This window comes from Paenibacillus sp. FSL R5-0475 (assembly GCF_038004585.1).
GTDB lineage: Bacteria > Bacillota > Bacilli > Paenibacillales > Paenibacillaceae > Paenibacillus_AQ.
Genome location: NZ_JBBORK010000001.1, coordinates 768,336 through 795,289 on the forward strand (window position 1 = coordinate 768,336; position 26,954 = coordinate 795,289).

Annotated in this window: 22 protein-coding genes and 2 tRNA genes; 19 read left to right on the forward strand and 5 right to left on the reverse strand. The window is 42.1% G+C overall.

What is annotated here, in order from left to right:
* Window positions 1–778: 778 nt before the first annotated feature.
* From MKX41_RS03080 to MKX41_RS03100, 5 genes are all read left to right on the forward strand, one after another.
* On the forward strand, window positions 779–1,204 hold the full coding sequence (locus MKX41_RS03080; RefSeq protein ID WP_256721575.1) for a glycoside hydrolase family 73 protein: 426 nt from the start codon (window positions 779–781) through the stop codon (window positions 1,202–1,204).
* Window positions 1,205–1,209: 5 nt separating this feature from the next.
* Window positions 1,210–1,497 (forward strand): hypothetical protein, encoded by a 288-nt coding sequence (locus tag MKX41_RS03085; RefSeq protein ID WP_076283215.1) that lies wholly within the window; start codon window positions 1,210–1,212, stop codon window positions 1,495–1,497.
* On the forward strand, window positions 1,497–1,937 hold the full coding sequence (locus MKX41_RS03090) for a hypothetical protein (RefSeq protein ID WP_076283214.1): 441 nt from the start codon (window positions 1,497–1,499) through the stop codon (window positions 1,935–1,937). Before MKX41_RS03085 ends, MKX41_RS03090 begins: the two co-directional genes overlap by 1 nt.
* 287 nt (window positions 1,938–2,224) lie before the next feature.
* Window positions 2,225–2,902, forward strand: a complete 678-nt coding sequence (locus tag MKX41_RS03095) for a hypothetical protein (protein WP_339270184.1) — start codon at window positions 2,225–2,227, stop codon at window positions 2,900–2,902.
* A 545-nt stretch (window positions 2,903–3,447) separates the two neighbouring features.
* A complete protein-coding gene (locus MKX41_RS03100; RefSeq protein ID WP_076298564.1) occupies window positions 3,448–3,888 on the forward strand; it encodes a GNAT family N-acetyltransferase in 441 nt (146 codons plus the stop codon).
* A 262-nt stretch (window positions 3,889–4,150) separates the two neighbouring features.
* Here MKX41_RS03100 and MKX41_RS03105 read toward each other — a convergent pair whose 3' ends face one another.
* Together MKX41_RS03105 and MKX41_RS03110 are read right to left on the reverse strand one after the other, a co-directional pair.
* Window positions 4,151–10,096 (reverse strand): endo-beta-N-acetylglucosaminidase, encoded by a 5,946-nt coding sequence (locus MKX41_RS03105; protein ID WP_340968644.1) that lies wholly within the window; start codon window positions 10,094–10,096, stop codon window positions 4,151–4,153.
* 387 nt (window positions 10,097–10,483) lie between these two features.
* Window positions 10,484–10,570 (reverse strand) — tRNA-OTHER (locus MKX41_RS03110).
* A gap of 520 nt (window positions 10,571–11,090) precedes the next feature.
* On the opposite strand from MKX41_RS03110, the gene MKX41_RS03115 reads away from it, so the two are divergent.
* The 4 genes from MKX41_RS03115 to MKX41_RS03130 all read left to right on the forward strand — a co-directional run bounded on the left by MKX41_RS03115 (window position 11,091) and on the right by MKX41_RS03130 (window position 13,589).
* Complete coding sequence (locus MKX41_RS03115; RefSeq protein WP_339804252.1) at window positions 11,091–11,354, forward strand: DUF2834 domain-containing protein; 264 nt, start codon at window positions 11,091–11,093, stop codon at window positions 11,352–11,354.
* A 114-nt stretch (window positions 11,355–11,468) separates the two neighbouring features.
* Complete coding sequence (locus tag MKX41_RS03120; RefSeq protein WP_076283210.1) at window positions 11,469–11,729, forward strand: hypothetical protein; 261 nt, start codon at window positions 11,469–11,471, stop codon at window positions 11,727–11,729.
* A 272-nt stretch (window positions 11,730–12,001) separates the two neighbouring features.
* Entirely contained in the window at window positions 12,002–12,169 is a 168-nt protein-coding gene (locus tag MKX41_RS03125; protein WP_179086649.1) for a hypothetical protein, read from the forward strand.
* Between the two features lies 1 nt (window position 12,170).
* Window positions 12,171–13,589, forward strand: a complete 1,419-nt coding sequence (locus MKX41_RS03130; protein ID WP_340968647.1) for a stalk domain-containing protein — start codon at window positions 12,171–12,173, stop codon at window positions 13,587–13,589.
* A 151-nt stretch (window positions 13,590–13,740) separates the two neighbouring features.
* Here the strand turns inward: MKX41_RS03130 and MKX41_RS03135 are convergent, their stop codons facing one another.
* On the reverse strand, window positions 13,741–14,157 hold the full coding sequence (locus MKX41_RS03135) for a hypothetical protein (RefSeq protein WP_340968650.1): 417 nt from the start codon (window positions 14,155–14,157) through the stop codon (window positions 13,741–13,743).
* Between the two features lie 253 nt (window positions 14,158–14,410).
* On the opposite strand from MKX41_RS03135, the gene MKX41_RS03140 reads away from it, so the two are divergent.
* The 5 genes from MKX41_RS03140 (at window position 14,411) to MKX41_RS03160 (ending at window position 17,191) form a co-directional block, all read left to right on the forward strand.
* Window positions 14,411–14,650 (forward strand): WYL domain-containing protein, encoded by a 240-nt coding sequence (locus MKX41_RS03140; RefSeq protein WP_445164914.1) that lies wholly within the window; start codon window positions 14,411–14,413, stop codon window positions 14,648–14,650.
* Window positions 14,651–14,723: 73 nt separating this feature from the next.
* Window positions 14,724–15,128, forward strand: a complete 405-nt coding sequence (locus MKX41_RS03145) for a VOC family protein (protein ID WP_076283207.1) — start codon at window positions 14,724–14,726, stop codon at window positions 15,126–15,128.
* A gap of 250 nt (window positions 15,129–15,378) precedes the next feature.
* Window positions 15,379–15,501, forward strand: coding sequence for a hypothetical protein (locus tag MKX41_RS03150; RefSeq protein WP_340968652.1), 123 nt, complete (start codon window positions 15,379–15,381; stop codon window positions 15,499–15,501).
* Between the two features lie 292 nt (window positions 15,502–15,793).
* Window positions 15,794–16,750: a quinone oxidoreductase family protein gene (locus tag MKX41_RS03155; RefSeq protein WP_339802343.1), complete on the forward strand. Its 957-nt coding sequence runs from the start codon at window positions 15,794–15,796 to the stop codon at window positions 16,748–16,750.
* A 6-nt stretch (window positions 16,751–16,756) separates the two neighbouring features.
* On the forward strand, window positions 16,757–17,191 hold the full coding sequence (locus tag MKX41_RS03160; protein WP_340968655.1) for a MarR family winged helix-turn-helix transcriptional regulator: 435 nt from the start codon (window positions 16,757–16,759) through the stop codon (window positions 17,189–17,191).
* Between the two features lie 698 nt (window positions 17,192–17,889).
* Here the strand turns inward: MKX41_RS03160 and MKX41_RS03165 are convergent.
* Window positions 17,890–19,605, reverse strand: coding sequence for an ABC transporter ATP-binding protein (locus tag MKX41_RS03165; protein ID WP_340968657.1), 1,716 nt, complete (start codon window positions 19,603–19,605; stop codon window positions 17,890–17,892).
* 268 nt (window positions 19,606–19,873) lie between these two features.
* On the opposite strand from MKX41_RS03165, the gene MKX41_RS03170 reads away from it, so the two are divergent.
* Window positions 19,874–21,097: a CynX/NimT family MFS transporter gene (locus MKX41_RS03170; RefSeq protein WP_340974802.1), complete on the forward strand. Its 1,224-nt coding sequence runs from the start codon at window positions 19,874–19,876 to the stop codon at window positions 21,095–21,097.
* 87 nt (window positions 21,098–21,184) lie between these two features.
* On the opposite strand, the gene MKX41_RS03175 is transcribed toward MKX41_RS03170, so the two are convergent.
* On the reverse strand, window positions 21,185–21,946 hold the full coding sequence (locus MKX41_RS03175) for a class I SAM-dependent methyltransferase (protein ID WP_340968659.1): 762 nt from the start codon (window positions 21,944–21,946) through the stop codon (window positions 21,185–21,187).
* 289 nt (window positions 21,947–22,235) lie between these two features.
* Here MKX41_RS03175 and MKX41_RS03180 point away from each other — a divergent pair.
* The 4 genes from MKX41_RS03180 to MKX41_RS03195 all read left to right on the forward strand — a co-directional run bounded on the left by MKX41_RS03180 (window position 22,236) and on the right by MKX41_RS03195 (window position 26,888).
* A tRNA-Leu gene (locus MKX41_RS03180) sits at window positions 22,236–22,319 on the forward strand.
* 374 nt (window positions 22,320–22,693) lie between these two features.
* Window positions 22,694–23,023: a PadR family transcriptional regulator gene (locus MKX41_RS03185; protein ID WP_339270205.1), complete on the forward strand. Its 330-nt coding sequence runs from the start codon at window positions 22,694–22,696 to the stop codon at window positions 23,021–23,023.
* Window positions 23,020–23,577, forward strand: coding sequence for a DUF2812 domain-containing protein (locus MKX41_RS03190; RefSeq protein ID WP_339802355.1), 558 nt, complete (start codon window positions 23,020–23,022; stop codon window positions 23,575–23,577). Before MKX41_RS03185 ends, MKX41_RS03190 begins: the two co-directional genes overlap by 4 nt.
* A gap of 221 nt (window positions 23,578–23,798) precedes the next feature.
* Window positions 23,799–26,888, forward strand: a complete 3,090-nt coding sequence (locus MKX41_RS03195) for a PAS domain S-box protein (protein ID WP_340968663.1) — start codon at window positions 23,799–23,801, stop codon at window positions 26,886–26,888.
* Window positions 26,889–26,954: the final 66 nt, after the last annotated feature.

Below are 26,954 nucleotides of genomic sequence, written 5' to 3' on the forward strand. Positions count from 1 at the left end.
TTTTTACAGATTGAAAATAGAGGATTAATCTATCGGTATTCAGAACTGTTACTAAATAAAGAGGTGGTATAGTGAAAAGTGAATTTAAGAACATTAGGATTAAAGCGATTCTGCAAGTTCTAATTGTTGTATTTTTGCATTTTATAACTATCTAATTTTTGAAGCTGAAAACTGAAGATTGGGATGAAGAAATAGTAAACCAGATGTTCTTAATGTATTCAGCACCAATATTTCTTACATATATTTCTTGCATGAGGGCTTTAAAGACGAGGAAGCTAAGGTACAATATTGCATGGTTAGTTATCAGTACTTTACCTATCATGAGAATTCTATTTTACTTAAAAGAATATCAAGGGAAAAAATCTGCAAATCCTGGTTTCGTTGAATTTGATATTCCTCAGATAGAGCTTATTTATCTATTTCCTGTTAGTTACTTGGGTATCCAACCATGGAAAAGTTTCTAATTATGCTAAGGGATGGATGAGGTTGGTCGTTTGATACCCTGAAGGAAACGGTGAGGCTCTATCGTAAAGAAACTTAGTTTTGGGAGGAGTAATTATCGAATTGGGTGTAGATGAAAATAGTTTGTGCTTGGGCGAGTGTTTAGATTGTGTTTTTGTTTGATTTATAGGGAAAACCTCCCTATAAATCGCCTGAAATCCGCTGTTATGAGCTAATTAGGTGAATTTAAAGGGAGAAATTCCCTAATTGTTGAAATCAGGACCGTAATATCGATGAAATTGGGGAGGATTTCCCTAAATTTCATTCCCACGAATCCATAGGAAAAAACGCAGTATGCAATTATAATTTGTTTGGTATTAAAGCGAATAAATCATATAAAGGTGATTATTGCTTGGCAAGAACACATGAAGAAGTGGATGGCGTACGTGTGCCCACGACTTCAAAATTCCGGAGCTACTCTAGCGTAGCAGGATCTTTTGCTGACCATTCGGATTTCCTACTTAAAAACAGCCGTTATCGTTTCGCATTATCCAAAGAAAATCCTTATGAGTTTGCTAACGAACTCCAAAGAGCTGGTTATGCGACGGATAGTCAGTATGCCAACAAACTGAAATCGATTATCCGAAAACAAAACTTAGCTTCGCTAGATATGAATCAAGGGATTGACCCCGCAACGGCCAACCCTTTACTGATATCGGGTTTGTTGGAGGAGGCAGTGGGGACGGTGGGGCTGGTAGTTTAATTACTGTGACCTTTGGGATTAGTCAATATTATGGTGGGCCGGCAGTTAAAACCCATCAAGAAAAACGTATGGACGGTAAGTATTATACCGTTTATGAAACCATAAACGATCCCACAACCGGAAACCCAATAATTAATTTTGAAAATTACGATCGTGTGGTACTCTCATCTGAAGCGCAAGCTCCAATCATTGAGATAAAAGACATCCCAGAAGCAATTAGAGTAACCATTTATGCATCCAATGAACGAGAATTTTATGTGATGAACGTAGACTATATAAAGGGGACCTATTAATGAATACACAATTGGTTAATCTGCAGTTCAGTGATACTTACCTCATGGTCAATTTCGAGATTACTTTCCAAGAAATTCAATCCTGGTTGTCTATGGCCGGCCACAACATGGATGATGCATCCCTTTTTCGAGCTTTGTTATTCCCAGAATCATTAGATTCGGACCAACAGACCGAGTTGTGCTGGATTATCCTACACAGATACGAGGATGTTTTCTTTCAAACCAATCGCAACTGGACGGATCCGGAACATCCAGCAACAATGAACTGCGTGCATCAGTTATTGCTTCGCATGATGAACAGTCGCACACTTAATGGTGAAGATAATACGAAGCTGGACCTTTACTTACTCTTGCAGGAAGACCGTCAAGCTGATACACCGTTATATCCTACGCTACATCATCTGTTTGATGTGAAGTGGGGCAGTTCCGCTTCCGCGTAGTGTAGCAATTTGAAATAGCGTTTAATCCTAATAGCAGAAAGAATTTAATTACACCGCCTTCGAAAGAAGGCTTTTTTTGTTAGTCGATACCTTTCAATAAAATAGTGGAATATTAAAATACGCTCTTTTAGTCGGTATGGTATCAACGGAACTAAATGATATATCAAGCGTAATTGTAAATAAAAGGAGTGATTTAATGAGTTATTTTATCGAGTTTTTAAGAACCTTATTTCCTGATTCAACACCCGCTGCAATATCAATTATAGTTACAGTATTAGTTTTTTTGGATGTATAAGGAGCTAAGAAGCAACTTTCTTGAAAACAGTAAATCTAATCAACAACGGGTAGATAAGGCTCTTGATATCTACTCTGACATTGAATTTGGAATATATAAATACCTCAATGAAAAAAGTGACCTTTTTACAGTAGCTGAAAAGATATCTAAAGCCTCTTCGCTCCTTCCTTATGATTTACTAAAATTATTCATTAAGTTTAAAGAGACAACTAATGAGTCTTTAAAAAGGGAGATGTTGCTTGAATTACATAAAGATATAGAAAAGGAAATCTATAGTTTGAAATTTAAACAAGTTGATCCAGTAACATTCAAGAGTGATAAAAATATAGCCGCAAGTGTTGAATACTACATAAAAACGAAGATTGCACCTTTTGGAATTCCTTTTATTTATACCTACTTTAATTTTGTATTTTTGTTATTACTTATACTGCTCATCGCTTTAATTGATAGCGCCGCGACAGTAACGGAACAAATTTTCTTGATTTCCTTGATTTTCGCTTCATTGTCCTACCTTATGGTTCTATATAATATTATTTCTGAAGGTTTTCTTAAAAGACGATTCCAACGCTCCTATATAAACTGGATTTTATTGTTAATATTTGCACTTGGGATGCCATCATTGATGGTTTTTACTGACGCATGGTTCAGAGGCATCCTCGTCTTTGTATGATATTTATTTATGGTTATTATGCAGGACGAAAGTGTATGAGAGAACGTGCTGTATAAATGGTCCCCGCAATCTGCTTAATAACAACCATACAACTGATGTGAATTATGTTATGGTTCATTCACTTAGAGCTTGGAACAGATGTACCGCGGTGAAGATAAATCAGGGTGAACCGTACCATAAGTGACTGCAAGTTTTATCGGGAAATCTGGAAGTAGGCTTGGTAGGGCGCTTTGCAGGGTATGGGTTTGGGATTGGCTACGTATTAGGCAAGTCGGAAACAACAGGCTGTTGAGAGCTTTTTTGGTTCACAGAAGGATGAGTCATCTGGCTCCCTATATGTATTAAAGTTTGCTTGAATCAGTTTTAGGCTTACAGGAAGTTGTGTTTAAATATAATCATATTTTACCATGTTAGTTCATATCAAGTGTTATACTGTACAGTTATGAATAAGAACGGAACGCTTGTTTGGATAACGGAGAGCGACTAGTAAAATAAAAGAAAAAAGGTAATTTAGCGACTAGTTGCCTATAAGAAAGGGAGTATTTATGCAAATAGAATCGCTTAATTCTAGCGATAAGTTATGGCAAGTCGTTGCTGAGTATGCGCTGAATTGTTCATGGAAAGCAGGAACTACTTTAGCTAAACAAATGAAAGAATTCCATTTTTCAGACTGGGAAAGAGTTTTTGCAGCATTAGATGGTGATCGTATTGCTGGCTATTGCACTTTAGCAAAAACAGACTGCATACCTGATGTTTCCTATACACCTTATATCGGGTTTGTGTTTGTGGGAGAGCAGTACAGAGGCGATCGATTAAGTGAAAAGTTGATTTTATCTGCCTTGGCATACGCTAAGGAACTTGAATTCGATAAAGTATACCTTGTCAGTGATCATGTTAATTTGTACGAAAAATATGGTTTCAAGAAGGTAGATGAGAAAGAGGCACCTTGGGGGGCAATGGAGACTATTTTTATGCACTTGGCGTAACGTGCTGCTATCTAGCAAAGGGCCATTCCGCAAGGGATGGCCCTAAAACTTGCAGTTTCAGCTAGCGCGGAGAACCCTATCACAAGTAATGTCGAAATTTATGAAAAAGCTAGTAATTAAGAGATTACATAAGGTTTTAGAGAGAGACCCCGTATATACGTTAGCGTCAAGTACTAGCAAACGAAAACAAGCACACCTTCACAATTAAGATTAGGTGTGCTTGTCATAGCTTGTATTAGTCTATTCTGTTAGTCATTGCAATTTACTTTGTCATAATATTGTAGAGTGTCTGAGCAAATTCCGCTCTGGTTGCTTTATCTACTGGTAAGAGGTTACCGTTTAATCCAGATATAACTCCATTATTCACAAAGTATGTCATGGCAGCAGTTGCATAAGCAGATACTGTATCACTATCTTTAAAGTCTTTCAGTTCATTTGGAGTAGTTCCGGTCGGCAATGCATTAATGCTCTTAAGCGTATTATATGTCAATACAAACATTTCCTGTCGTGTAACTTCTTTTTCAGGTGCAAACATGTTATTGCCCGCACCATCTGTTATACCCAACCGCTTTGCCGCTGCTAGATACCCAGTATAGTACGTGTTTCCAGCGTCACCGAAGTTGTTTTCAGAGTTTTGATCTGGATTGATACCAAAAGCTTTCATTATCATTACCAGAGATTGTGCGCGGGAAACTTTTGTTTCAGGACCAAAGTTCCCATTACCTAATCCATTGGTTATGTCTCTTGCTGCTAAATAGCTTACGGCATCATTGTACCAAGCGTTGGCTGCAACATCGGTAAATTCAATATTGTTGTACCCTACAGCATATTGCGAGAAATGAGGTACACTGAATGTTAGTGTTTGGGTTGTCACATCATACACACCATTTTTCACCACATTAAGTTGGCCAGCAGTATTGATATGGTAAGCTACAACTGCAATTGGCTTCTCATCGGACTTAAGTGCATAAGGTATTGTTACTGTTATGTTTCCACTAAACTCCGATATCGTCTTGTCACCGCTAGTAATATCGAAATTCACAACGGGTCTATCTCCAACTTTGTGCTGATAATCAGCATCTAATGTTGATGGTTCCATCTTCGTAGCAGTAATGGTAACAGTTCCTGTTGCTTGATCGGAGATGCTTGATATCGCATTTCGACCAAATGTCATTGTTCCGATTGGCGTAGATATTGTTAAGGTAACCGCCGTATTAGATGTGAATTTCATCAAGGATTCATTTGATAATGTAACTTTGACTGCTTTAGCATTTGATGGAGCGTCCACATCCAGTTTAATTGCTACTTCAGTATTTACACCTTGATCAGCAGCTTTTGATACAGCTGTTGTGATAGCATCATCAATCAGTTTGCCAGGTACTGTAGTAACTGCTATTCCATTTTCATCTGTAGTTTTCACAGAAGTTACAGTTGTTACCTTGCCTTGAGAAACAGTTGTCTCATAAACGGGAACGGGCTTTGTTGTAACTTCACCACCACCTGATGGAGGTTGGACAACTGGAGGTGAAACCACTTGTTTCTTTAATACGGTAACTCCGATACTTACTTTCAATGAAATACTATTGGTATTTACCAAGTCAGAAGGCAATATTACTTCGCCATTTACTGTAAACGTTTGTTCTGTCTTGACTGAAGGATCGTAATCAGCAGAATTCACATCCCAAGCTACAACTGCATTCATTTTTCCGTTATTAGTTACTAATACAACGGTAGCAGGTAGCTTAAGATCAACGATTGTCTTTAGAGTTCCGTTAGGCAATCCGGTTATCGCTGTCGGTGCTTGAATGCTTACAAGCTCTATTCCAGGAATCTTCTCAAATTCAGCAGTAATTATTACATCTTGAGCTGGCATTGTAAATGTATCTTCGAGTATCACATTGCCATTTACTTTCAGAGAACCTGTTTTTAGTTGATATCCAGCATCAGGTGTTACTGTCAATTTTACAGTTTGACTTGGTTTTGCTGTCGATAGATCTGATGTTACTGAACCATTAGTCATAACACCAACTGTAATCGTGTAAGGTTCATCTGTATCTTTTACTACTCTAATCGTTTTATCAGCAAACTTCGTCGAATCAACTTCAGATGTTGCTCTAATTGTAAGCTGATCTGCTGTTTCATTTTCGTTAACCATCAGCAATCCGTTGAAAATTTTAGTATCGACATTTTCAGCACCATAAACAGCCCATGTAACGGATGTTGATGCGTCATTTTTTACTGCCACATTAGCAGTGAATTGCTGAATCTTACCAGCCTCAACGAAGTCAACTTGGTCAGGGATTGTAACACTGATTACTTTTGGAAGTAGTTCATTTACTACTAACACTTGTGCTATTCCTGATTTTGTTGTATCAAACGTTGAAGTTGCTTTAACTGTCAGTACACCACCAATTTCTTCGTCAGCAGCAACACGGAGTACCCCGTCACTGATGGTAGTATATTGACTTGAGTTACCGTACACATCCCAAATAACGGTATCACCAGCATTACCTGCGACTTTAGCTTTAAATGTTAGTGTAGTTCCGATCTTTCCATCCACATCGTTAGGGGTTATGGTTACAGAATCAACTACGTGGTCTCCACCCTCTACCAAACGACTTACCACATTATCAAGATCAAACCTTAACTTTTCAAGTTCAGTCTTTGTTACAGCTATTGTAGAAGATTCTACTCCACTGATAATACCTTTAGTTTTTTCTAAAACATCACTAAAGAGTTTAAAGCTATCAGCTGTATATTGATCTTCAGTGTATGTTTTTTCATATTCGTTACAGACTTCTTTAAGTCTTTGAATATTTCCAATACTACGAAGTGCTAAGGCCGATTCTTCTAATGCAGCTCTATATCCTTCTGCGTCACTCGCTGTAACTGCTGTTGATAGTGCTGCTTTAATAGCGTTTAAAGCTATTGAGAATGGCCCCCATGTAGCGGGAACATAATTGGCTTCATGCAAATTACTATAACGATTGACTAAATCCTTCAAAGAAGCTTGGTCAACATAAAGCTCATTAGTAGGATCATAAGTATATTCTAGTCGTCCTGAGTTAGGTTTCCCATATTGTTTCAGTTCATAATACAGCGTGCCACCATCTTTGGACAACGGAACTCTTGCCTGCCTAATGAAATCTTGGCCTTCTTCTACTTGCTGTGAATGTAAAATAGGTGATTGTGAATCAGCAGTTTCATAAATCTTCATAGAAGTCCCAACATCTAATCCTTCTAAGGTAAACACACCGTACTTACTACGTGTTTGGTTACCCATTAAAGAATGCTCCAGCTTAATTGATGTTGGTAGCTTAATTTCCGTTCCAACTTCAGGCGCATATTCAATACTAGAACGTAAGCTCACCACTCCATTTACATTAGTTGTGTAATACAATCTGCCGCCTTCAGGAATTAATGTTAAATTCTCAAAAGAAGCCACTCCACGATTAAGCTGCTTGTATTTATTGTTTGGTTGTGTAGCTTTTACCTCTGCAATTGGTTGGTCAGACTTCAGGCTGTCATAGATTTTCACGATACCTGTATCATCTGCAACCGTTCCCCCTGATCCGATAGGCATTGCAACATTGTCTAAAACTACAGAATCAGTTGCTCCAACATTATTTTTCACTGTTACATTGCGGTCTAGCAAGGCTGTGGAATGAGGGACATAAGGATTCTCATACAATTCAAATTCATAGATACGAATTGCATGCCAAGGACAGTTATCACTTTTTGTAACGTGAAGCCTAATATAACGTGCTGTAATAGGAGTATCAAGTACACGGTCGGTAACGTCTTGACGGTTTCCGATTACCTCATCGACTTTTGTGTAATTTAATTTTATAACTCTCTGCTTACTAGTAGGGTCATTAGGATCTAAAATAGGTTGTCTATCATCTTTCGCATACTGTAAATCAAACGTGTCGGTATTAAAATCTACGCCCTCACCTGCACCGGCAACGTTAGCATGCTTAACAACCCAACGGCTAATATCCATATCTTTGCCCAAGTCGAAGTAAGCAGATGCAATTGTTTTACCTGAAGCCCATTTACTGTTTGGAATAACACCATCGTTAATTTTGTCAACCTTGCCCCCAGGGTCAAAAGAGCCATCATCAACGACCGGGACGTTCAACGCAATATTAGTACCTTCTACTTGCGCTACTTCGAAACCACCCGTAACAGCTGGCCAGTTGAAATTGAATGTTTTTACCCCGCCAACTGTTCCATTAGCGCTGTATGATGTAATTTCGAAAGTAGTCTGTGCTTCTTCATTGTCTCTTACAAATCTACCTAAATAAAAAGCATCACTTGGTGTTGCGCCAATGAATTCTTTTGTCCCATCAGCGTATACGCGATGGATGGTGTATAGTGACGCATTGGCAGATTTATCCCAATATATTCTTGCTTCTGCTGTTGTATCATTTACATATATTGAATCATCAAGTGTAATTGCAGATGTTGCTGCAGGAGCAGCTTCATTTGTTGTAAATGCAAGTCTTCCGATATTTATAGAATAGTCCTTAACATCCTCATTTGCATTTATTTTCAATGATATCGCAATTGCTTTTTTATCGTGTTTTGATAGGTCGATAGTAGAGGTTGTCCAACCATTCTTCTCTGTACCAGCTGGAACAGGGTAGAATTCGAAATTACTATCGTCATAAGTATCGCCAAAGCATAAACCAACATACACATCGACATCTGAAGCAGGTGTTTTATATGTGATGCTTATCTTACTATTATCAGTGATCTCTAACTGTGAGCTGTATAGCTTTATGTGATTTGCTTGATTTGCGTCTAGATTACCTGATAACTTTAACGATGATCCTCCCCACCAAGCATCTTCATAATCAAAATTAGGAGCTAGCTTAGAACCTTTACTATCAACAATCCAACGCCAAGTTGGTGTTATATCCGTTAGTGAACGGTTATACCAACCCTTTTCCTTACCAGTAACAATACCGTCTTCATAGAATTTCTTACCGTTACCAACTGTGAAATTTGTTGCAAATTCATTTCCTATAATTGGTGTTTGGTCTGCAACAAGATTTGAAAATCCAGGAAAAACACCGAGAGTACGTGTTTTATCTCTAGGATCGAATGCTGGACCTGTCCACAAACGTAGGTCTTCATGGTTCATAAAATCATCGATACTCTTAGAGCTAATGAGTGTTGCGTTAGGCCCTAGAATACCGAGAGATGTTTTTAATTTCCCATCGGGACCAATTAGATTAGTAACATCAGCACCTTTGTCGGTATAAGGGAAGTTCTCCCATGTCGCATGGATATCAAAAGGGCTTCTACCAGCGTCTACGACTGACTTAATTGAAGCATTAATATTTCTCCAGCTCATGTCAAGCCACCAGTCGTTATTTAAGCGTGTATCCCCATCTTGCATCCAATTTTTAACGTCAGATTCACCTAATTGACCTTTCCCGTTATACCAAGCCATAGTAAAGTTATCTGGCTTCTTCTCCTGAATATATGCGAGCATCTCTTTAAGTTTTGCCATGCTCTCTGGACTTGAACTTGATTCTTGATTAATGGTAAAACCATCAAATCCATAATACTGAGCAATTTCAACTAATTTATCGGCAGCAACAAAATTACCTTTAGCGTCCTGTTCCACCAACTGATCAATAAACTTACCACCATATGCACTGTCACCCCAAGGGATGAAAATAGTTCCAGTTGCCTTTACACCGTTTCTATGTGCAGAGTCTATATGCTCTGGTGTCGGTATAGCAATTGGCCCCTCAGCTGACGAGCCTCCCCAATAATTGTTGATATCAACGTATTGGAAATTTGTCATTGCATATGTGTAAGCGCCATCGCCACCCTGTGACGGTGATTGGCTTGCACGTGCACTTGTACCACTAAGAGGGATTATTCTTGCATCGCGTGATGCATTAGGATTGACGGATGGTCCCATCCACCTTTTTGCCAGAGGAACAGCACTCCGATTATATCGGGCATCGGGGTCATTATCAGGAGTCCAATTTTTCAATTCGTCGATTTGGAATGCTGCCCCATAAGGCTGCAATGTTTCATTATGCAAATAGTACTCATTTGATATCGGCAATGGTTCAGGCCAATACCCCAAGGCAGCTTGTACTGGTTGCCCTGTAATCAAAACAGTAGAAAGAGTGGAGCCAACAAGAACACAGCTCAACGCTTTCTTAATAAGAGGTTTTTTCATCTGATTATCTCCTACTTTGTGTATTTTTTGAAGATTTCGTGCTGCTATTTACTCCTATTAGGAGTTGAGAGACACTATTTAATTCTTCATCCTATACGCTAATCAAAGCAAATGACTAGACTTCGTGGGACGTATTCATATCCCAACATCTTACCTAGTACCGCCTTCTGAGTGTTTGTATCAACCCCTTTATGAGATATTATCTAGTGGGCTTCGAGTGCAATAAACCTTAGAATATCTGTACATAAGCAAATCATTCGGTCTCTGAACCAAACTAGTAAGCTATGGTGAAGGGCGAGAGGTTCGAATCCTCAAGCGGCTCTTCACAGCCACAGATGCGTTCCAAGCAAGTACTCTAGACCACTCTGTCACCTTACCTTATTAAGTTGGGTAAAGGAGAGATTCGAACTCTCGGTGATACTGCCGTACCACAAGGGATTCCCCTCTGCAATCAACCACTCTGCCACTTCACCCATAATGGAGGACAAAACAAGATTTGAACTCGCGAGAGCAACTGAAGGCACTAAACCATTGCACATACATCTTGCCCATCACGCCAAATGAAAGCGGTTTCAAAAATTCATTAGTTACATTCTAGCAAATACGTGGATTTTAAGACTACTGTACAAACAATAGAAAGTAGTCAAAAAACTATAGGGTTGACCAAAGTTTTCAATAGTTCTTTCGCTTATACGTCTCTAAGTCAGTTGCGCTGGTTGCCAGAGTAATGGCCCTAAAACTTGCCGTTACAGACAGCACGGTGAACCGTACCATAAGTAGGGGCAAGTTTTTTTGGAAAATCGCGCTGAGGGCTTGGAACGGAGCCTTGAAGGATATGGGTTGAAGAGCGGTCACGCGTAGCAGCGAAGATGGAGCAAACGGACTTTTGCGAGCTTTTTGGAGTTGCAAATTACAAAATAATGGAGGGTTATAAATGAAGTGCTTTTACGGAGTATTATCTTTTTTGGGACTCGTCTTGCCCTAATCGCAATTCATCCCTTGGGTCGTGCGCAACGGCCTCGATTTGTCTCTCCTATTTGAAGCCATAACCAGTACGCGTATCGGAGCTTTTGCATGGATGGATGTTTTAGTTACCGCGATCGTGCTTATGGGATTTATTCTATTAGAAGGCACCAGAAAGAAAATGAAATATTTATGGCTGCCGATTGCAGGTACGCTACTGGTAGGTCCTTCACTGGGTCTTCCCTTGTTTTTGTTTCTTCGACAATTACACTTGGAGAAAAACATTCTAAAATAGCATCAAAGATGGGAACGGAAACATGGTTAAACGAATCAGTTTAAAATGTTCGGCATTTCTTGAACGTCATACTTCCATCGACGCAGCGAAGAATGTAATCTCGGATGCAGAGGCATGGATCGTAGACTTCAAAACGTTCTCCAACACATGATCACCTTTCAATTCATTATTGAAACAGATAGCGTGGGGCGTTTGCTTGCTCAGATTGAGGCATCTCCCCTTACTCTTTTTTCAGAGTCATCAACAGAATTAAAGCTGCGTTTAGAAGATTGGGAAACGAAACGTCCGACAATAGAACTTAATGGTTCTTTAGTAGTGTACATCGTAAACGATGGGCCTGATGTTGAAGTTGACGTACCAGCGGTACCAGGCTAAAGGCTTCCTGCAAATGAATTGAAGGGTTGTCTACTATAATCTGTTTTAGTATGAAAGCTTGCCGGTACAGACTGAGTGGAGAACCTTATCATAAGTAGGGCGAATTATTATGCTTTTGAGTATGAATCTTCGCACAATCTCCGTTGTCGGCTTCGGTAAATGACTACTAAATTAATTTGTCATGTGACAATACTGATGACAGCGGTCACTATTAAATACAATTAGTTCCATTATAATAGATCTAGCTAGTGGTGCTAAGTGGTATACCCGGATTGTTCGCGACAGATGAAGGTAAGGCATATGCGGCAGTGAGCTTTGCTGGAGGAACGGGACTTGAAGGTGATCCCTATCAGATTGCAACCGCCGAACAATTGAATGCTGTTCGTAATTATTTAGGTGCTGGTATCTACTTCGAATTGACTAAATATGGGGGAAAGTAAAGTGATAAAAATAAAAAGACTGCAATTATCTATTGTACTTGTGCTTGTAATGACGTTGTTTGTGGTCCCTGTTGCTCAGGCGGCTCCGGTCGGCCAAGTGGCCGAGATTTCTATTATCGTTAATGATAGCGTAATCCCGAGTGACGTCGAACCCGTTGTCCATAAAGGAACCGCGCTTATGCCTTTGAGGGTCCTTGAAGACTCGCTCGGCGTGTCTCTTAACTGGAACAGTTCTACACAAACAATAGCGGTTTTTAAAGGAGATGCATCGGGTACGCTGATTATAGGCGACCCGACCGCCAGCATTAAAGTCGGTGATGTAGAGGAGAAGGTCACGCTCGATCAACCTGCTAAGATCATTCAGAACCGGGTTATGGTACCGGTACGTTTTATTGCCGAATTATTCGGTGCAAAAGTAGTATGGAATTCCACCATGAAAACCATCACCATCAGTACTCAGCCATCGGTTGACCAAGAATCGCAGAATTCTAAAGGCAATGGAGTCAAGGGTGATAAAGGCGATACCGGAGCGACTGGGCCAGCGGGAGCACAAGGCCCAGCAGGACCGGCGGGATCACAAGGAGATCCAGGGTCAGCGGGATCACAAGGAGGTCCAGGGTCAGCGGGAGCACAAGGCCCAGCAGGACCGGCGGGATCACAAGGAGATCCGGGGCCAGCGGGAGCACAAGGCCCAGCAGGACCGGCGGGATCACAAGGAGATCCGGGGCCAGCGGGAGCACAAGGCCCAGCAGGACCGGCGGGACCACAAGGAGATCCAGGGCCAGCGGGAGCGCAAGGCCCAGCAGGACCGGCGGGACCACAAGGAGATCCAGGGCCAGCGGGAGCACAAGGCCCAGCAGGACCGGCGGGACCACAAGGAGATCCAGGGCCAGCGGGAGCACAAGGCCCAGCAGGACCGGCGGGACCACAAGGAGATCCAGGGCCAGCGGGGACTTCTTTTACCTCGGAAGGATTTTCTGTTACGGGTACGACATACTCAATTGCTAGTAGCACGCTATTTACGAATTGGAGTGAGGCGTCCCCTTATTACGCAAGCCCTGCATTTAATCCTGCTACAGGGATATTTACGGCACCGGCCACTGGCAAGTATGCTATACATGCAACTGTTAACTATAAGACTAACGTTCCAGTTAGTATAAGCTTAGGAAGTGGCATTGATCCATTTTTTACCGTAAAGAAGAATGGCAGCACTGATTTAATAAAAGGTTATATGCCTATCTTGGACGTCAATATAGCGTTAATTTTAACTATAAGGACCGTACTAAGTAGTGCGACGGTGACGCTATCCGGTGATGTAGAGCTGCAAGCAGGTGAGGAAGTTGGATTATATTACGAAGCTGACGGTCTAACCCTTGGTTTCAGTACGGATATAGTATGGTCGATTCATCGGCTATCCTAATACAAGGTTGCATGAGGTGAAGTTGAACCTTTGGTAATAGAAACACATCTTAACAGATATAGAGTCGGGCCATTCTCTTTGGGAGAATGTCTGGCTCTATTTTTGAATAGGACTCTTTAACGAGGATAGTTAAGCAACTGTCTACAACAAATTATTGATCTTTAGGGGTGACTGGTTCAGAGTAGAACTGTTGATATCGTTCCAACAATTTCTTACCATTCTTCTTGACATAGTCTCGTTGCTTTCTAACATTATATCCTTTATAGGAACCATAGAAAATTCCTGAAGATGTGTGTAGATTTACAGCGTTTGATGCCACGCGGTTTGTAGGTTCTGTATTAATTTCTACACTGTCATAAAAGCGACTTCTTTTTGCATCTACAACAGTTGCATTCCAACCTTGCTTGTTTTTAATATCAGCAATCCGTATCCTAGCAACTATTGCTACAACCACTTCTTGCTCATTGTTCTCATCAGTTACAAATGCGTCGATAATATGTTTATTACTAGCTAGGTCAAGAACTTGTGTAATATCAAGTGTTTTTATTTCATTTGATCCGTTCGTCATATAAAACAACCCAACCTTTCATATTCAGATATAAATTGTATCGGAAATATATGGGTAGCTTATTACATCAAATGACGAAGGTAAGCCTGTGATTCAATTTCGGGGCTTTCTCTGACAAAGGAAAAGCCCCTTCCGCTTGTCAATCAGCTTCGTTATCCCTCGTTTGTTTCAAATGAAGAAACAGGCGTAATCGCGATTCGAGCTTCCTGTGCATTTTGACTTAAGAGAGTATACCCCTCCGGATGATCGCCACTTGCGAGTTCATCTTCGATGTAATCATGATCTCGCAGATAAGGTGAAGGAATCCAACTATCATTACATTGAAGAAATGAAAGAGCATCAAGCTGGATTAGATGTGGTTTTACGCGTACGCCAACTGGATGAATTACTGCAATGGGTGCTCGGCTGGGGAGCGGGTGTAATCGTATTGGAGCCTGAATCATTCCGGAATAAGATTCGTGAGGAAGCCCGAAAAATTTCAGAACGCTACTGACATAACGCTGTCAGTAGCGTTGTTTTATTATCGGGTATGTAAACATAAAGGAGTATAGAAAGGATGGTATTTTGTGAATTTTGCTTCTGTACGCATCATTACCGACGATGTGAATCGTCTCGTCGAGTTCTATGAAAAAGTTCTGGGTGTTTCGGCGGTGCACCCCGCGCCTGTTTTTGCCGAACTCGTTATGCCAGCATGTACCCTGGCAATCGGCCACTCCCAAACGGCGCAGCTATTCGGCGCTGGTTCCGTAGTGGCAGCGAGCAATCACACTGTCATCATCGAGTTCCGCGTCGACGATGTCGAAGCCGAATATGCACGCTTGAAGCCAATTGTCTATGATTGGGTAAAAGAACCGACCACGATGCCGTGGGGAAACCGTTCTATGCTGTTCCGTGATCCCGACGGCAACCTTGTAAACCTCTTCGAGCCGGTGACCGAGGAAGCGATTAAACGGTTTAGTGGCAGGCATTGATTAACTGATCTTCATGAGGGTCATGTCGAGGTCGTAGCTAATTAATAGGTTTGTCATGTGGTCCTGATAGTAGTCAAAATATAACTAATTTTGCGTACCTCTCACGGCATAGAACACATCGGAGACAGACTTGCTCTGCTGCCGCAGCACCTGCTCCAGCCATTGACGGTCAACCTGTTGTGTACGAGATTGTCTTCCATGATTTTGCCTCCATAATCAGTTCAACAGGGAACGACTGGACGGCCGCGGTGTGCAGCTTCAGATCTTTGCCGATTTTCAAGCGCGGTCTTGGACACGAGGAAAGAGATGCGAAGAAGGCCAGCAGCGTTACGGCGATGAGCTAATGGTTGAGCTTATCGTAAACGCCTTTTAAGGTCATACCATAAGAATGGCCTTAAAATTTGCCGTTACAGACAGCGCGGTGAACAGTATCATAAGTAACGGCAAGTTATTGCTTAATTAGTCTGGATGCAGAAAGACCGACCTGCCTTGCATATGGATAGTCCAGCTGAAAGACCGTGTCCAATTGGCGACGGTGAAGCACGAATTTAGCTAACCCTTTGACCTCAGTATATTCATCAAGGAATGGTTCGAAATAAAATGTGCATTGTGCACATAATTTGTGCGATGCACATAATTTCGAATGAGAGCTGGGTGTAATAACTATGAAGGCAGCAATAGTGAAGAAGAAGGGGACCATTCCCGTAATGGGTCATTTTGATTCCCCTGTTGCGACAGGTGGGCAAGTTATAATTAACGTTTCGGCAACAGCCTTGAGTCGAGTTAGCAAGTTCCGTTCAATGGGTAAGCACTACTCATCAGAAGTTAATTTTCCAATTGTAGCTGGTATTGACGGTGTTGGAACTTTGGAAGATGGGTCTCGAGTTTACTTTGCACTGCCAACGGCACCGTATGGTAGTTTGGCTGAGCAAACCGTTGTCAACGAGAAGCTAGTTGTCCGTTTACCAGATGGTATTGATGATCTCACTGCTGCCGCTATTGCCAACCCAGCTATGTCGTCATGGGCTGCATTGGTATTTCGGGCTGGCTTCAAATCCGGCCAAACGGTTTTGATTAACGGCGCCACTGGGGCATCCGGTAGCTTAGCAGTTCAGATTGCTAAGGGCCTTGGGGCCAAGAAAATCATTGTAACGGGACGCAATGAATCGAAGCTACATTCACTTGGAGCCGATGAGGCCATTGCATTTAATATGACAGCTGACTACGGACAAAAAATGTTTGAAAACGGCCTAATGCCAGTTATTGCTGAAGGTGTTGATGTTATATTGGATTACCTTTGGGGTGATAGCGCATTTGCCATCATGGCAGCTCTTTCTAAGAATAATACGGATCGTGTAACCCGCTTTGTAAGCATTGGAACTTCATCTGGACAAGAAAACATAAATTTACCTTCATCTATTTTACGCTCATCAACAATTGAACTGGTAGGTAGTGGAGATAAGAGTGTTTCTAAAGCTGATATGTTATCCGCTGTTCAAGGTGTTTTTGAGATGGCCGCCGAGGGGAAGATAAAGATTGACACAACAGAGTTTGCTCTAGAAAATATCGAAGAGGCTTGGAATGCTCCGCTTACACCACGTCCAGTAGTAAAGGTGCGATAAAAAGAAATGGAGAATGAAATTTTTAAAGCGCTAATTGATTTAGTTTCCATTATCAATCGGCCAGACCGTGATAAGAAAATGATTGCTGATGCTGGTGTAAATTTGGAGGCAGCAGCCTTTCGCGTCTTTGTTGGTATCGAGCATCTCCAACCGACTAGTGTTGGTGATTTGGCTGCTATGATGGGGAAAAACTATTCGAGTGTTAGTCGGCAAATCGATAAGGTAGAGACCGCCGGGTTGGTTTATACTTATCCATCAAGTTCAGACTCTCGAATTCGTGTGTCTGAATTGACAAAATACGGGGAGGAAATCAATACAATGATTAACCTCGCCCGTGAGCGCAATATGCATGAAGCTTTAGCTGATTGGACTTGGGATGAAAAAAACGCATTATTAAATAATTTAAAGCGTTTATTCGAATCGTTGCAAAAGTTCGACTGAGTACTGTTGTTGCAACTTTTTCTCTCCATGTTCGAATGCGACTCTTGTGTTGTGTTGTTTAATCATCCAAACTCATAAGTTCAATAGACGTTTCTCTACGACCAAGAAAGGAGCTGCCACGGCAGCTCCTTTCGCATTTTTCGCCGTTAGCCCTGTTACGGTGAACCGTATCACAAGTAGAGGCAAGTTTTTTGAAGAAAAACTCACAGGAGCCTGTGTTTACAGCAAGCCTAGTGGCCGTATCTGTCTAGTACAAAGAGACGATTGCCTGTACGGTTACGTCTCGGAGTTGGGAAGGGAAGAGGCTAGCTGGGGGCAGCGTAATGAAGTCTTGTTGGGTTTTGAAGATTCGTATATTCAGCTCTCCTGAAACTAAAAAAAGCTCATTCTACATCCGGGTGAACTTTTTTATAGAGTGTATAATAATTATTGGGACACAGATACTTCACTCATTAGAGCATGTACATTTTGGTCGTGGTCATGAAAGAACGTCAATGTAGAAGCAGCGATGTTAAAAATGGTAGTAGGTACCTAGGTCACAGGACCCGACTCATGTCGTGTGCAGCCTCTCATGCTGGAAATAGATGAGAAGCACGAAAAAACAAGCCTAGTCGCCAATAACGTGGAGACTAGGCTTGTTATTCTTGAAAATCTCAGTAGCTGAATCAATTATTCTACAGAAGCTCCAGATAACGTCCCTAAGCGTTATATTGTGCCTGATGCAGCCGGCTGTATATGCCACCGGCATGGACTAACTCTTCATGGCGGCCTTGCTCGGCGATGCCTTCTTCGTTCACGACCATGATCCGGTCGGCATTCTTTATCGTCGTCAATCGGTGGGCGATGACGAGTGTGGTTCTACCCACGGACAAATCCGCCAGCGATTGCTGAATCGCTGCTTCCGTTTCTGTATCCAGTGCTGAAGTAGCTTCATCCAGAATCAGGATCGGTGGATTCTTCAGGAACATGCGGGCGATCGCTAGGCGCTGCTTCTGTCCACCGGACAGCTTCACACCGCGCTCTCCGATCACCGTATCCATGCCATCTGGAAGATTCTGAATGAGATCTTCCAGATGGGCACGCCGAGCAGCTTCCCAGATTTCAGGCAGCTTCGCATCGAGCTTTCCGTAGGCAATATTCTCACGAATCGTACCGGAGAATAGGAACACATCCTGCTGTACGATCCCGATCTGCTTACGTAACGACTCCAGCTTCATGTCACGGATATCGATGCCATCTATGGTGATAGCCCCGCCTGTGACATCATAGAAACGAGGGAGCAGGCTGCAAATAGTTGTTTTGCCTGCGCCAGAAGGTCCAACAAAGGCAATCGTTTCGCCAGCCTTAACTTTTAGGCTGATATTTTGTAGAACCGGACGGTCTTCGTCGTATCCGAAAAAGACATTCTGGAAGGTAATATCACCGTGTAAAGTACTTACCTCTACGGCATCCGGCTTATCGCTGATATCTGGCTCCGTATCAATAATTTCTAGATAACGTTTAAAGCCGGCAATTCCTTTTGGATAACTCTCGATAACGGCATTGATCTTCTCGATCGGACGGAAAAAGATATTGGACAACAGAATAAATGCCACAAACTCACCGATTTGCAACTCGCCATTGATGAAGAACCAAGCGCCGCTGATCATCACAAGGATCGTAATGAGGCGTGTCATCATATAGCTGACGGATAAGCTTTTGGCCATGATTTTATAAGCGAGAAGCTTAGTTTTACGGAACATTTGGTTATCTACTGCGAATAGCTCTTGTTCATGCTGCTCATTGGCAAAAGATTGAACAACCCGGATACCACCGACATTATCTTCGATACGGGCATTGAAACTACCTACATTTCCAAAAAGCTGGCGGTAGGTGGAAGTCATGTTGCGTCCGAAGTAAATGATCACCCAAGCCATAATTGGAACGATAATAAAAGTAATAATGGCCAGCTTCAGATTAATATCAGCCATAAGTAGGAAAGCACCGACAAGTGTCATGATGGCGATAAATATATCCTCAGGACCGTGATGCGCCACCTCGCCGATATCATTTAAATCGTTGGTGATTCGCCCGATGAGGTGACCTGTTTTATTATTATCAAAAAAGCGGAAGGACAGTTTCTGGATATGATCGAACATTTTTTTACGCATATCGGTCTCGATATTAATGCCAAGCATATGCCCCCAGTATGTAACGATATACTGCATAACTGTATTCAAGGCGTAAATAGCTAGGAGCGCGACACACGCAATAAGAATTAGCGGCCAATCTTGACCCGGGAGCAAATCATCAATAAATTTATTGACAGCTACCGGAAAAGCTAGTTCTAGAAGACCTGCAAAAACAGCGCAGGAGAAGTCCAATATAAATAGTTTTTTATACGGACGATAGTAGGAAAAAAACCTTCGAAGCATTCTGTTCACTCTTTTCTATAAGAATATGTAGGAGATCGAATGAAATTGATTCTCAATTGTCTTGATTATATGGATACTAAAGATGTCATTCGATTTTGTCAATAATAGGGTTATAAAATTACTTAAGGCTTGTAACTTTTATAATAATAGTGGATGATAGGTCTTAATGCCATGTAATAAACATTTTTATATTTCTGGCGTAATCGCTCACCGTCCTTACAGGGATGTCAAAGGCATTTATGCTTGTTGCAATTTAGGAGGATACATGATGAAAGCATCGCAACGAGAAGGAAACATTCAGAATAGAGGTTTAACGGATACCAAATATGATCGCTGGCTGCTAGTGTTGGGGATTGTGTTTATCGCATCGGCACTTAGAGCGCCTTTCACATCCGTCGGTCCACTGGTACAAATGATTCAGGATGATCTAGGCTTATCGAACACTTTAGCAGGAGCTATTACTACTCTACCATTGTTGGCTTTTGCCATTTTGTCCCCGTTTGCTCCAAAGCTAGCTCGCCGTTTCGGCTTGGCTAATGTGTTATTAATTGCTATGGTTATGCTTGCTATGGGGATTCTAATCCGGTCGGGTTCTGGAACGGGACTGTTGTTCACAGGTACGGCGATACTCGGGCTTTCTATTGCGGTATGTAATGTACTGCTTCCGGGTCTGATTAAAGGGAAGTTTCCCCACAAAATTGGATTAATGACAGGTGTTTATACTGTCTCAATGAATTTATGCGCTGCCGTCGCTTCAGGTATTAGTGTACCGCTAGCTAGTCAAGCTGGATTTGGCTGGAGAGGGACTTTGGCGATTTGGTTTATGATCGCTGCGCTAGCAACCCTGTTCTGGATTCCGCAAATGCGCAAGCTCGATCAAGGGACTGGGGCCAAGGGGTCGATCTCTAGTGGAAATATGTGGCGTTCTTCGCTTGCTTGGAAGGTAACGATTTTTATGGGCTTACAGTCGTTGCTCTATTATGTCTTCATAGCTTGGTTCTCTGTTCTCCTTGGTGAGCGAGGGATGTCATCAAGCCATGCAGGTTGGTTACTATCACTAATGCAAATGGCCCAGCTGCCGTTTACTTTCTTCGTGCCGTTGTGGGCAGGTCGGATGAAGAACCAACGTATTCTAGTAATCATCACGGCTATTTTGTATTTCATCGGAATCGGTGGCATTTGGTTGGGAAGCAGTGCTTTAATGGCTGTCTGGGCGATCTGTTTTGGGATTGCCGGAGGATTTGCCTTCGGACTTGTGATGATGTTCTTCAGTCTACGGACCAGAAGCACTCAAGAAGCAGCGGAACTGTCGGGAATGGCCCAATCCGTAGGTTACGTGCTTGCAGCAATGGGCCCGGCATTATTCGGATGGCTTCATGATGTAACGAATAGCTGGACGATGCCGCTTGTTTTATTGCTGGGTGCAAGCGTATTGCTGCTGGTTGTCGGACTTGGTGCTGGTAGCGATCGATATGTGGGAGATAGAAGATAGATGGTCATAAAAAGAGTGTATTGGTGCGGACACGCGCCAGTACACTCTTTTTTTTTGTTGCATAGGAAGAAGCCACGCCCTTCATTGTTAGACGCGTTTGTAAGCGACGACCCGGATTCTTCGATAATCCATCACCCAGCGGCCATCCTGAAATAATGTCGGTCTAAGTTTTTGTTCCATATAAGAGAGGACTTCTTCTCGTTCAGATGGTGTTAGGACACTTAAGATTCCATTAGCAAAAGTGTTCAGCCAGGACTGGAACCCTTGCTCTCCAGCCTCTAGTGGGGTTGGACGGTCGAAACAAAGGGCGAGGTCAACAGTCAGTCCATGTTGTTCTAGTAGTGTTGTATATTGTCCGATGCTTGGGAAGTACCAAGGTAATTGAAGCTTATCACTACACCCTATAGCGGTAAAAGCATTTGGAAGCTCAGTAATGATAGAAGCGATATTGCCCAGCCCACCGAACTCGGCAACAAAACGCCCGCCTGTTCGTAGGCTATCTGTGATAGAAGCAGCTGCTCCGTTCGCATCGGTCAACCAGTGTAGAGCAGCGTTGCTGAACACGGCATCGACTGGCTGTTCCGCGACATAGTTTTGCCCATCTGCTAAGATGAAGTTTAGCTGGGGATGCTTGTCACGGGCAGTCTGAATCATTTCGGCTGAAGCATCAATACCTGTTACAGTGGCACCACTAGCAGCGATGGCTGCTGCCAAATCACCAGTTCCGCAGCCCCAATCAACAATTTGTTCGCCAGGCTGGGGGCGAAGAAGCTCAATCAAAGACTCTCCAAACTGAGACACAAAGGCCATATCAGTATCATAGGTTCCGGTATTCCACTGCTGGTTCATACGTATTCGTCCTTTCTGGTTTGGAATTACAGTGATATTTCTGATGCAGCACATTCTTTTAATTATGTTGTATCATAACAGTCTCTTATAAGTGAAATATATAAACTGAATAACTGTGATTGGTTATGCCTATGGGTATTTGAATATGTTATATCGCTTATATCGCTTATATCGCTTATATCGCTGTTGTTAGATTTATCTGTACATCGATTTAAAAATATGTTGCTATTTATCCGAAAAAAGAGTATATTCTTATGTACAGTGATTATTTCATTGGTGTACATAATGTGCGGTCGTGGCGGAATTGGCAGACGCGCACGGTTCAGGTCCGTGTGGTAGCAATATCGTGGAGGTTCGAGTCCTCTCGACCGCATCATCAAATAGGCTTATACAATTGCTCTTGGGCAGTTGTATAAGCCTATTTTTTATTTCTGGAGAAAGTGATGGTGGTCCAATTCTAGTGGCTTCTAAGTCCGATGCACCCCATGCGTAGTGGAAGGAATAGATTTAATTAGATGGGGTAGATCCAAGTTGAGAGAATTACATTCCTAGTCTCCCTAACTAAACAAATAAATGGAACGATCATGAACCGTCTATATCCATGTGTTATAGGCTTTTTTTCGTGGTTATGATCGGTTGCGTTTACTAAAAATGGGTATTTTTGTATTGACAATTATATCGGCTTCCGTAATAATATTATTACGGTAACCGATATATCGCTAACAGTAATAGAATGGAGATGGAATCATGCCTGAAAGCTCAGAAAGAGGAGCCTTAACGGAAGCTGTGTTTTACATTTTATTGTCTTTATACACCGCAATGCACGGTTACGCGATTATGCAGAATGTGAAGGATTTAAGTCATGGTCGAGTTGATCTTGGAGCGGGCACTTTATATGGAGCTATCAACACCTTGCTTGAGAAAAAATGGATAAGAGCTATAGAAGGGGAAGAAGGCTCCCGAAGAAAGGAATACGAAATTACTGAATTAGGGAAGACAGTGATTCAGGGGGAGCTTATCCGGTTGGAAGAACTGATTGCCAATGGGAAGAGAATAGCTGGAGGTGAGTCCAAATGAAACATGTGGTTCGTAAGCTGTTTTGGGATTTTGAGAAGGAAGAACAGTGGCTTAATGAAATGTCTGCCAAAGGGTTAGCCCTTTCAAGCTACTCCTGGTGTAAATATGTGTTTACTGACTCGCCTAAGAATGAGTATACGTATAGAATTGAGCTTTTAGATAATGTGCCTACTCATCCGGAAAGCATGGCATACCTCAAGTTTTTAGAAGAAAATGGAGTAGAGTGTGTTAGCAGCTATGTTCGCTGGATTTATCTTAGAAAGAAGTCATCCGAAGGTGCGTTTGATATTTACACAGATCTGGAATCCAAAATAAAACACTTTAAGCGAATCAACACACTATGGAATTCTGTCATGTGGTTAGAGTTCATTGTTGGTTTAGCCAACATTCTCATTGGGCTAACGAATTATTTCACTTCATCCAACAGCATTAGTTTGGTAAATGTTATTCTAGGCGGGCTTTTAATTCTTTTAGGACTTGTTTTTTTTAGAGCTGGCGCACCTATCCGTAAGAAAATTAAAAAGCTTCAGCAAGAGAATTTAATAAGAGAATAGTCCTTATTCTTGTGATATGTATAAACAGCAGTTTTCCTGATTACTCGGGACTTGTTGTTTATTTTTTTGTCTATGACGATAACGCGCAATCTCATTGCTTTTCACCGGCCTATCATTTAGGACTCAACTATCAAGCTTAATTACCGAAAAAAAGGTATACTGGAATAGATTACGAAATTGTAATAAAGTTTGTCCCCATACCAAAAGAGGAGGCTGCACAGGTGTCTGAATTTCTTTTTAAACAACTATACTTACGGTCTTCTATAGGGGTTGCTGTAGTCTCTCCCAAGGAAGGGACCTTGATTCAATCCAATCCAGCACTTTGCCATATGCTTGGTTACTCTGAAGAAGAGCTTTTAAATATGGACTATCTAGATCTTATTTATCCAGACGATGTAGCTGATGATGATCATTACGTTATCCTGAACAATCTCTTGGCAGATCCTGGGACCGCAATAGAGTTAGAAAGACGGTTCTTATGTAAGGGTGGCGAGATAATCTGGGTAGCTCAACATATATTTCTGATTCTTCAGGAGAACTCTAGTGAACCCCTTGTCTTGATCTCAGAACTTACGGATATCACAGACCGAAAGCTTGCGGAAGATAAGATTCAGGAAGATCAGCATTTATATAATTTGATCACACAAAATACGCCAGATATGATTTCTTTTGGCGGACCAGACGGTACACTGCACTACGTTTCTCCTTCAGTGGAGTTGTTGCTAGGATATCCTCCAGATGAAATGATCGGTACGAAAAGACCTGAGTATTATCACGCAGAAGATGCCCTTGAAATGACAAAACACGGAAAGCTCTATTCTGATACGGATGTGTATACACGCAGGGCCCGGCATAAAGACGGACATTATTTGTGGATTGAGAGCAGCTCACAGGTGGTACGTGATGAGCAGGGGGAAATCAAGCAGATATTAACGATCGGCCGTGATATTACGCAGCGTAAGAAATATGAGGATATGCTGGCGCAAGCTCAATATCTTGCGAAAATGGGATCGTGGGAATGGGATGCGACGAAAACGCGGTTGACGGTTTCTAGAGAGATGCGTAACATTTTTGGCTTTTCGTTGGACGACAGCAATCATTCCTATTTTGATTACAAACGAGTGCTTTCCTGTATTGATCCAGATGATTTTACTAGACTTCAAAAGCTGGTTCACCAGTCTTTAGCGAATGGGACGAATGGCGAAGTTATGGTTAGAATTAAAAGTGCGGATGGAAAATTGAAGTTTCTGGATGCACACTGGGAAGTGACTAAAGATGAGGAAGGAAGAGTGCTACAGATCAGCGGGATTGCCCAGGATGTGACTGAACGTCATCAAATGGAGGAACAGATGCGTGATAGTGAGCAGAATTACCGACTCCTGTCGGAAAATTCAATGGATTTCATTTCACGTAATACAGCGGACGGAGACCTCATCTATCTATATGCATCACCCATTTGCCAGACGATGTTCGGCTATACACCGGAAGAAATGTACGAAACGAGAGGTATTGATTACATACATCCTGAAGACAAGGAGAAAGTGGTGTCCTATCTTAGCAACTGTATGGAAGGGAAGAAGCTCGACCCTGTGACCTTTCGGTTTCTATGCAAAGATGGAACGTACATTTGGACGGAAACAACACTTCGCTATATTTACTCGGAGACCTTTGGAGGACGGGAGCTTGTGTGTGTAACCCGGGACATTGCGGAACGGGCGCGGCATTTTGAAGAAATAGAGAAGTTAAGTAACGAGCATGCTCTAATATTGAATTCGGTATCTGAAGGCATATTTGGTATGAATCTTGAAGGGGATACGATGTTCATCAATCCAGCGGCGATTACTATGCTAGGATACGATCCAACGGAATGGTTGAACAGCAAATTCCATACGATTCATCAGACTTGGCTGGATAATGAGCCATTCTTGGGCATTCAGAAGACGCTGATTCCCTCGCACTTCAATAATCGCTCTTTTGATGAGAAAGAGGGGGTGTTTTGGAGGCAAGATGGTTCCAGCTTTTTGGTCAGATATCACATGACTCCTCTTTTTGATGGAGAAGAGCGGATCGGGGCTGTAGTGGTTTTCCGAGATATCACAGAAGAGAAGGAGATTGTGCGAGCGAAGGAGTCTGCAGAGGAAGCGGATCGGGCGAAATCGGAGTTTCTAGCGATCATGAGCCATGAGCTGCGTACGCCTATGAACGGTATTATAGGAATGGCAGACTTGCTCTCAGGGACAGAGTTAAATGAAGAGCAGAGCTACTACACACAAATCATTACAAGTAGCGGAGAAGCATTGCTTCATATTTTGAATGAAGTGCTGGATTTCAGCAAAATTGAAGCAGGCATGATGACACTTGAACTGCAAATGGTGGACTTGCGTGAAGTGATACAGAACGTTAGTGAGCTATTCTATCCGAAGGTCAAAGAAAAAGGGTTGTTATTAACTATCAATATTGCACCTGATCTTCCATTTGTCATTGTGACGGATGAGGCAAGATTGCGCCAAATTCTCGTGAACTTAGTGGGAAATGCGGTGAAATTTACGGAGACAGGTGAAATTAGTATTTCTGCCAGCCTGGTAGCTTCTCAAAAGTCAGGAAATATTATCGTTAAATTCATGGTTAAAGATACGGGCTTGGGGATCCCGGTTGCCAGTCAAGGGTTATTGTTTCAATCGTTCTCGCAATTGCATCCTTCCATTAATCGAAAATATGGCGGAACAGGACTTGGACTGGCGATTAGCAAAAAGCTGGTGGAGCTGCTCGGAGGAGCGATTGGTGTGAGGAGCTGTGAGGAACATGGCTCAGAGTTCTTTTTCACCGTGGAGGTCTCTTTGCCAAAAGAGGAATGGAATCAGAAGGTTACGCTCCACCCTTCAGTGGATACAGACAAAAGCAATAAACCTAACGCCAGAGCATCTGATACGGGAGAATATGGACCGATGTCTATTCTCATCGCTGAAGATCATCCTGTGAATCAGCAACTGATGCTGGCTTATATGAAGAAGAGGGGATACTTCCCTGACATTGCATCAAATGGCGAGGAAGCAGTTCGAGCTGTGCTGTCCAAGGATTATGATCTCGTCTTTATGGATATCCAGATGCCTATTATGGATGGGATAGAAGCAACAGGAATCATACGTGAGAAGCTTGGGCTGTCTCCCATTATTATTGCGGCCACAGCTTTTGCCAGAAATGAAGATAAAGACATGTGTCTGAGTGCAGGAATGCAGGATTTCATTTCCAAGCCTATCTCCATAAAGGAGCTTGACAGGGTATTAAAAGATTGGTCTACTCGGATTCGTTAAGGATGAGGAGTGTCATTGACAAAAGAGCGTAAGATTAATATATTTGTAATCGTAATTATTACGAAT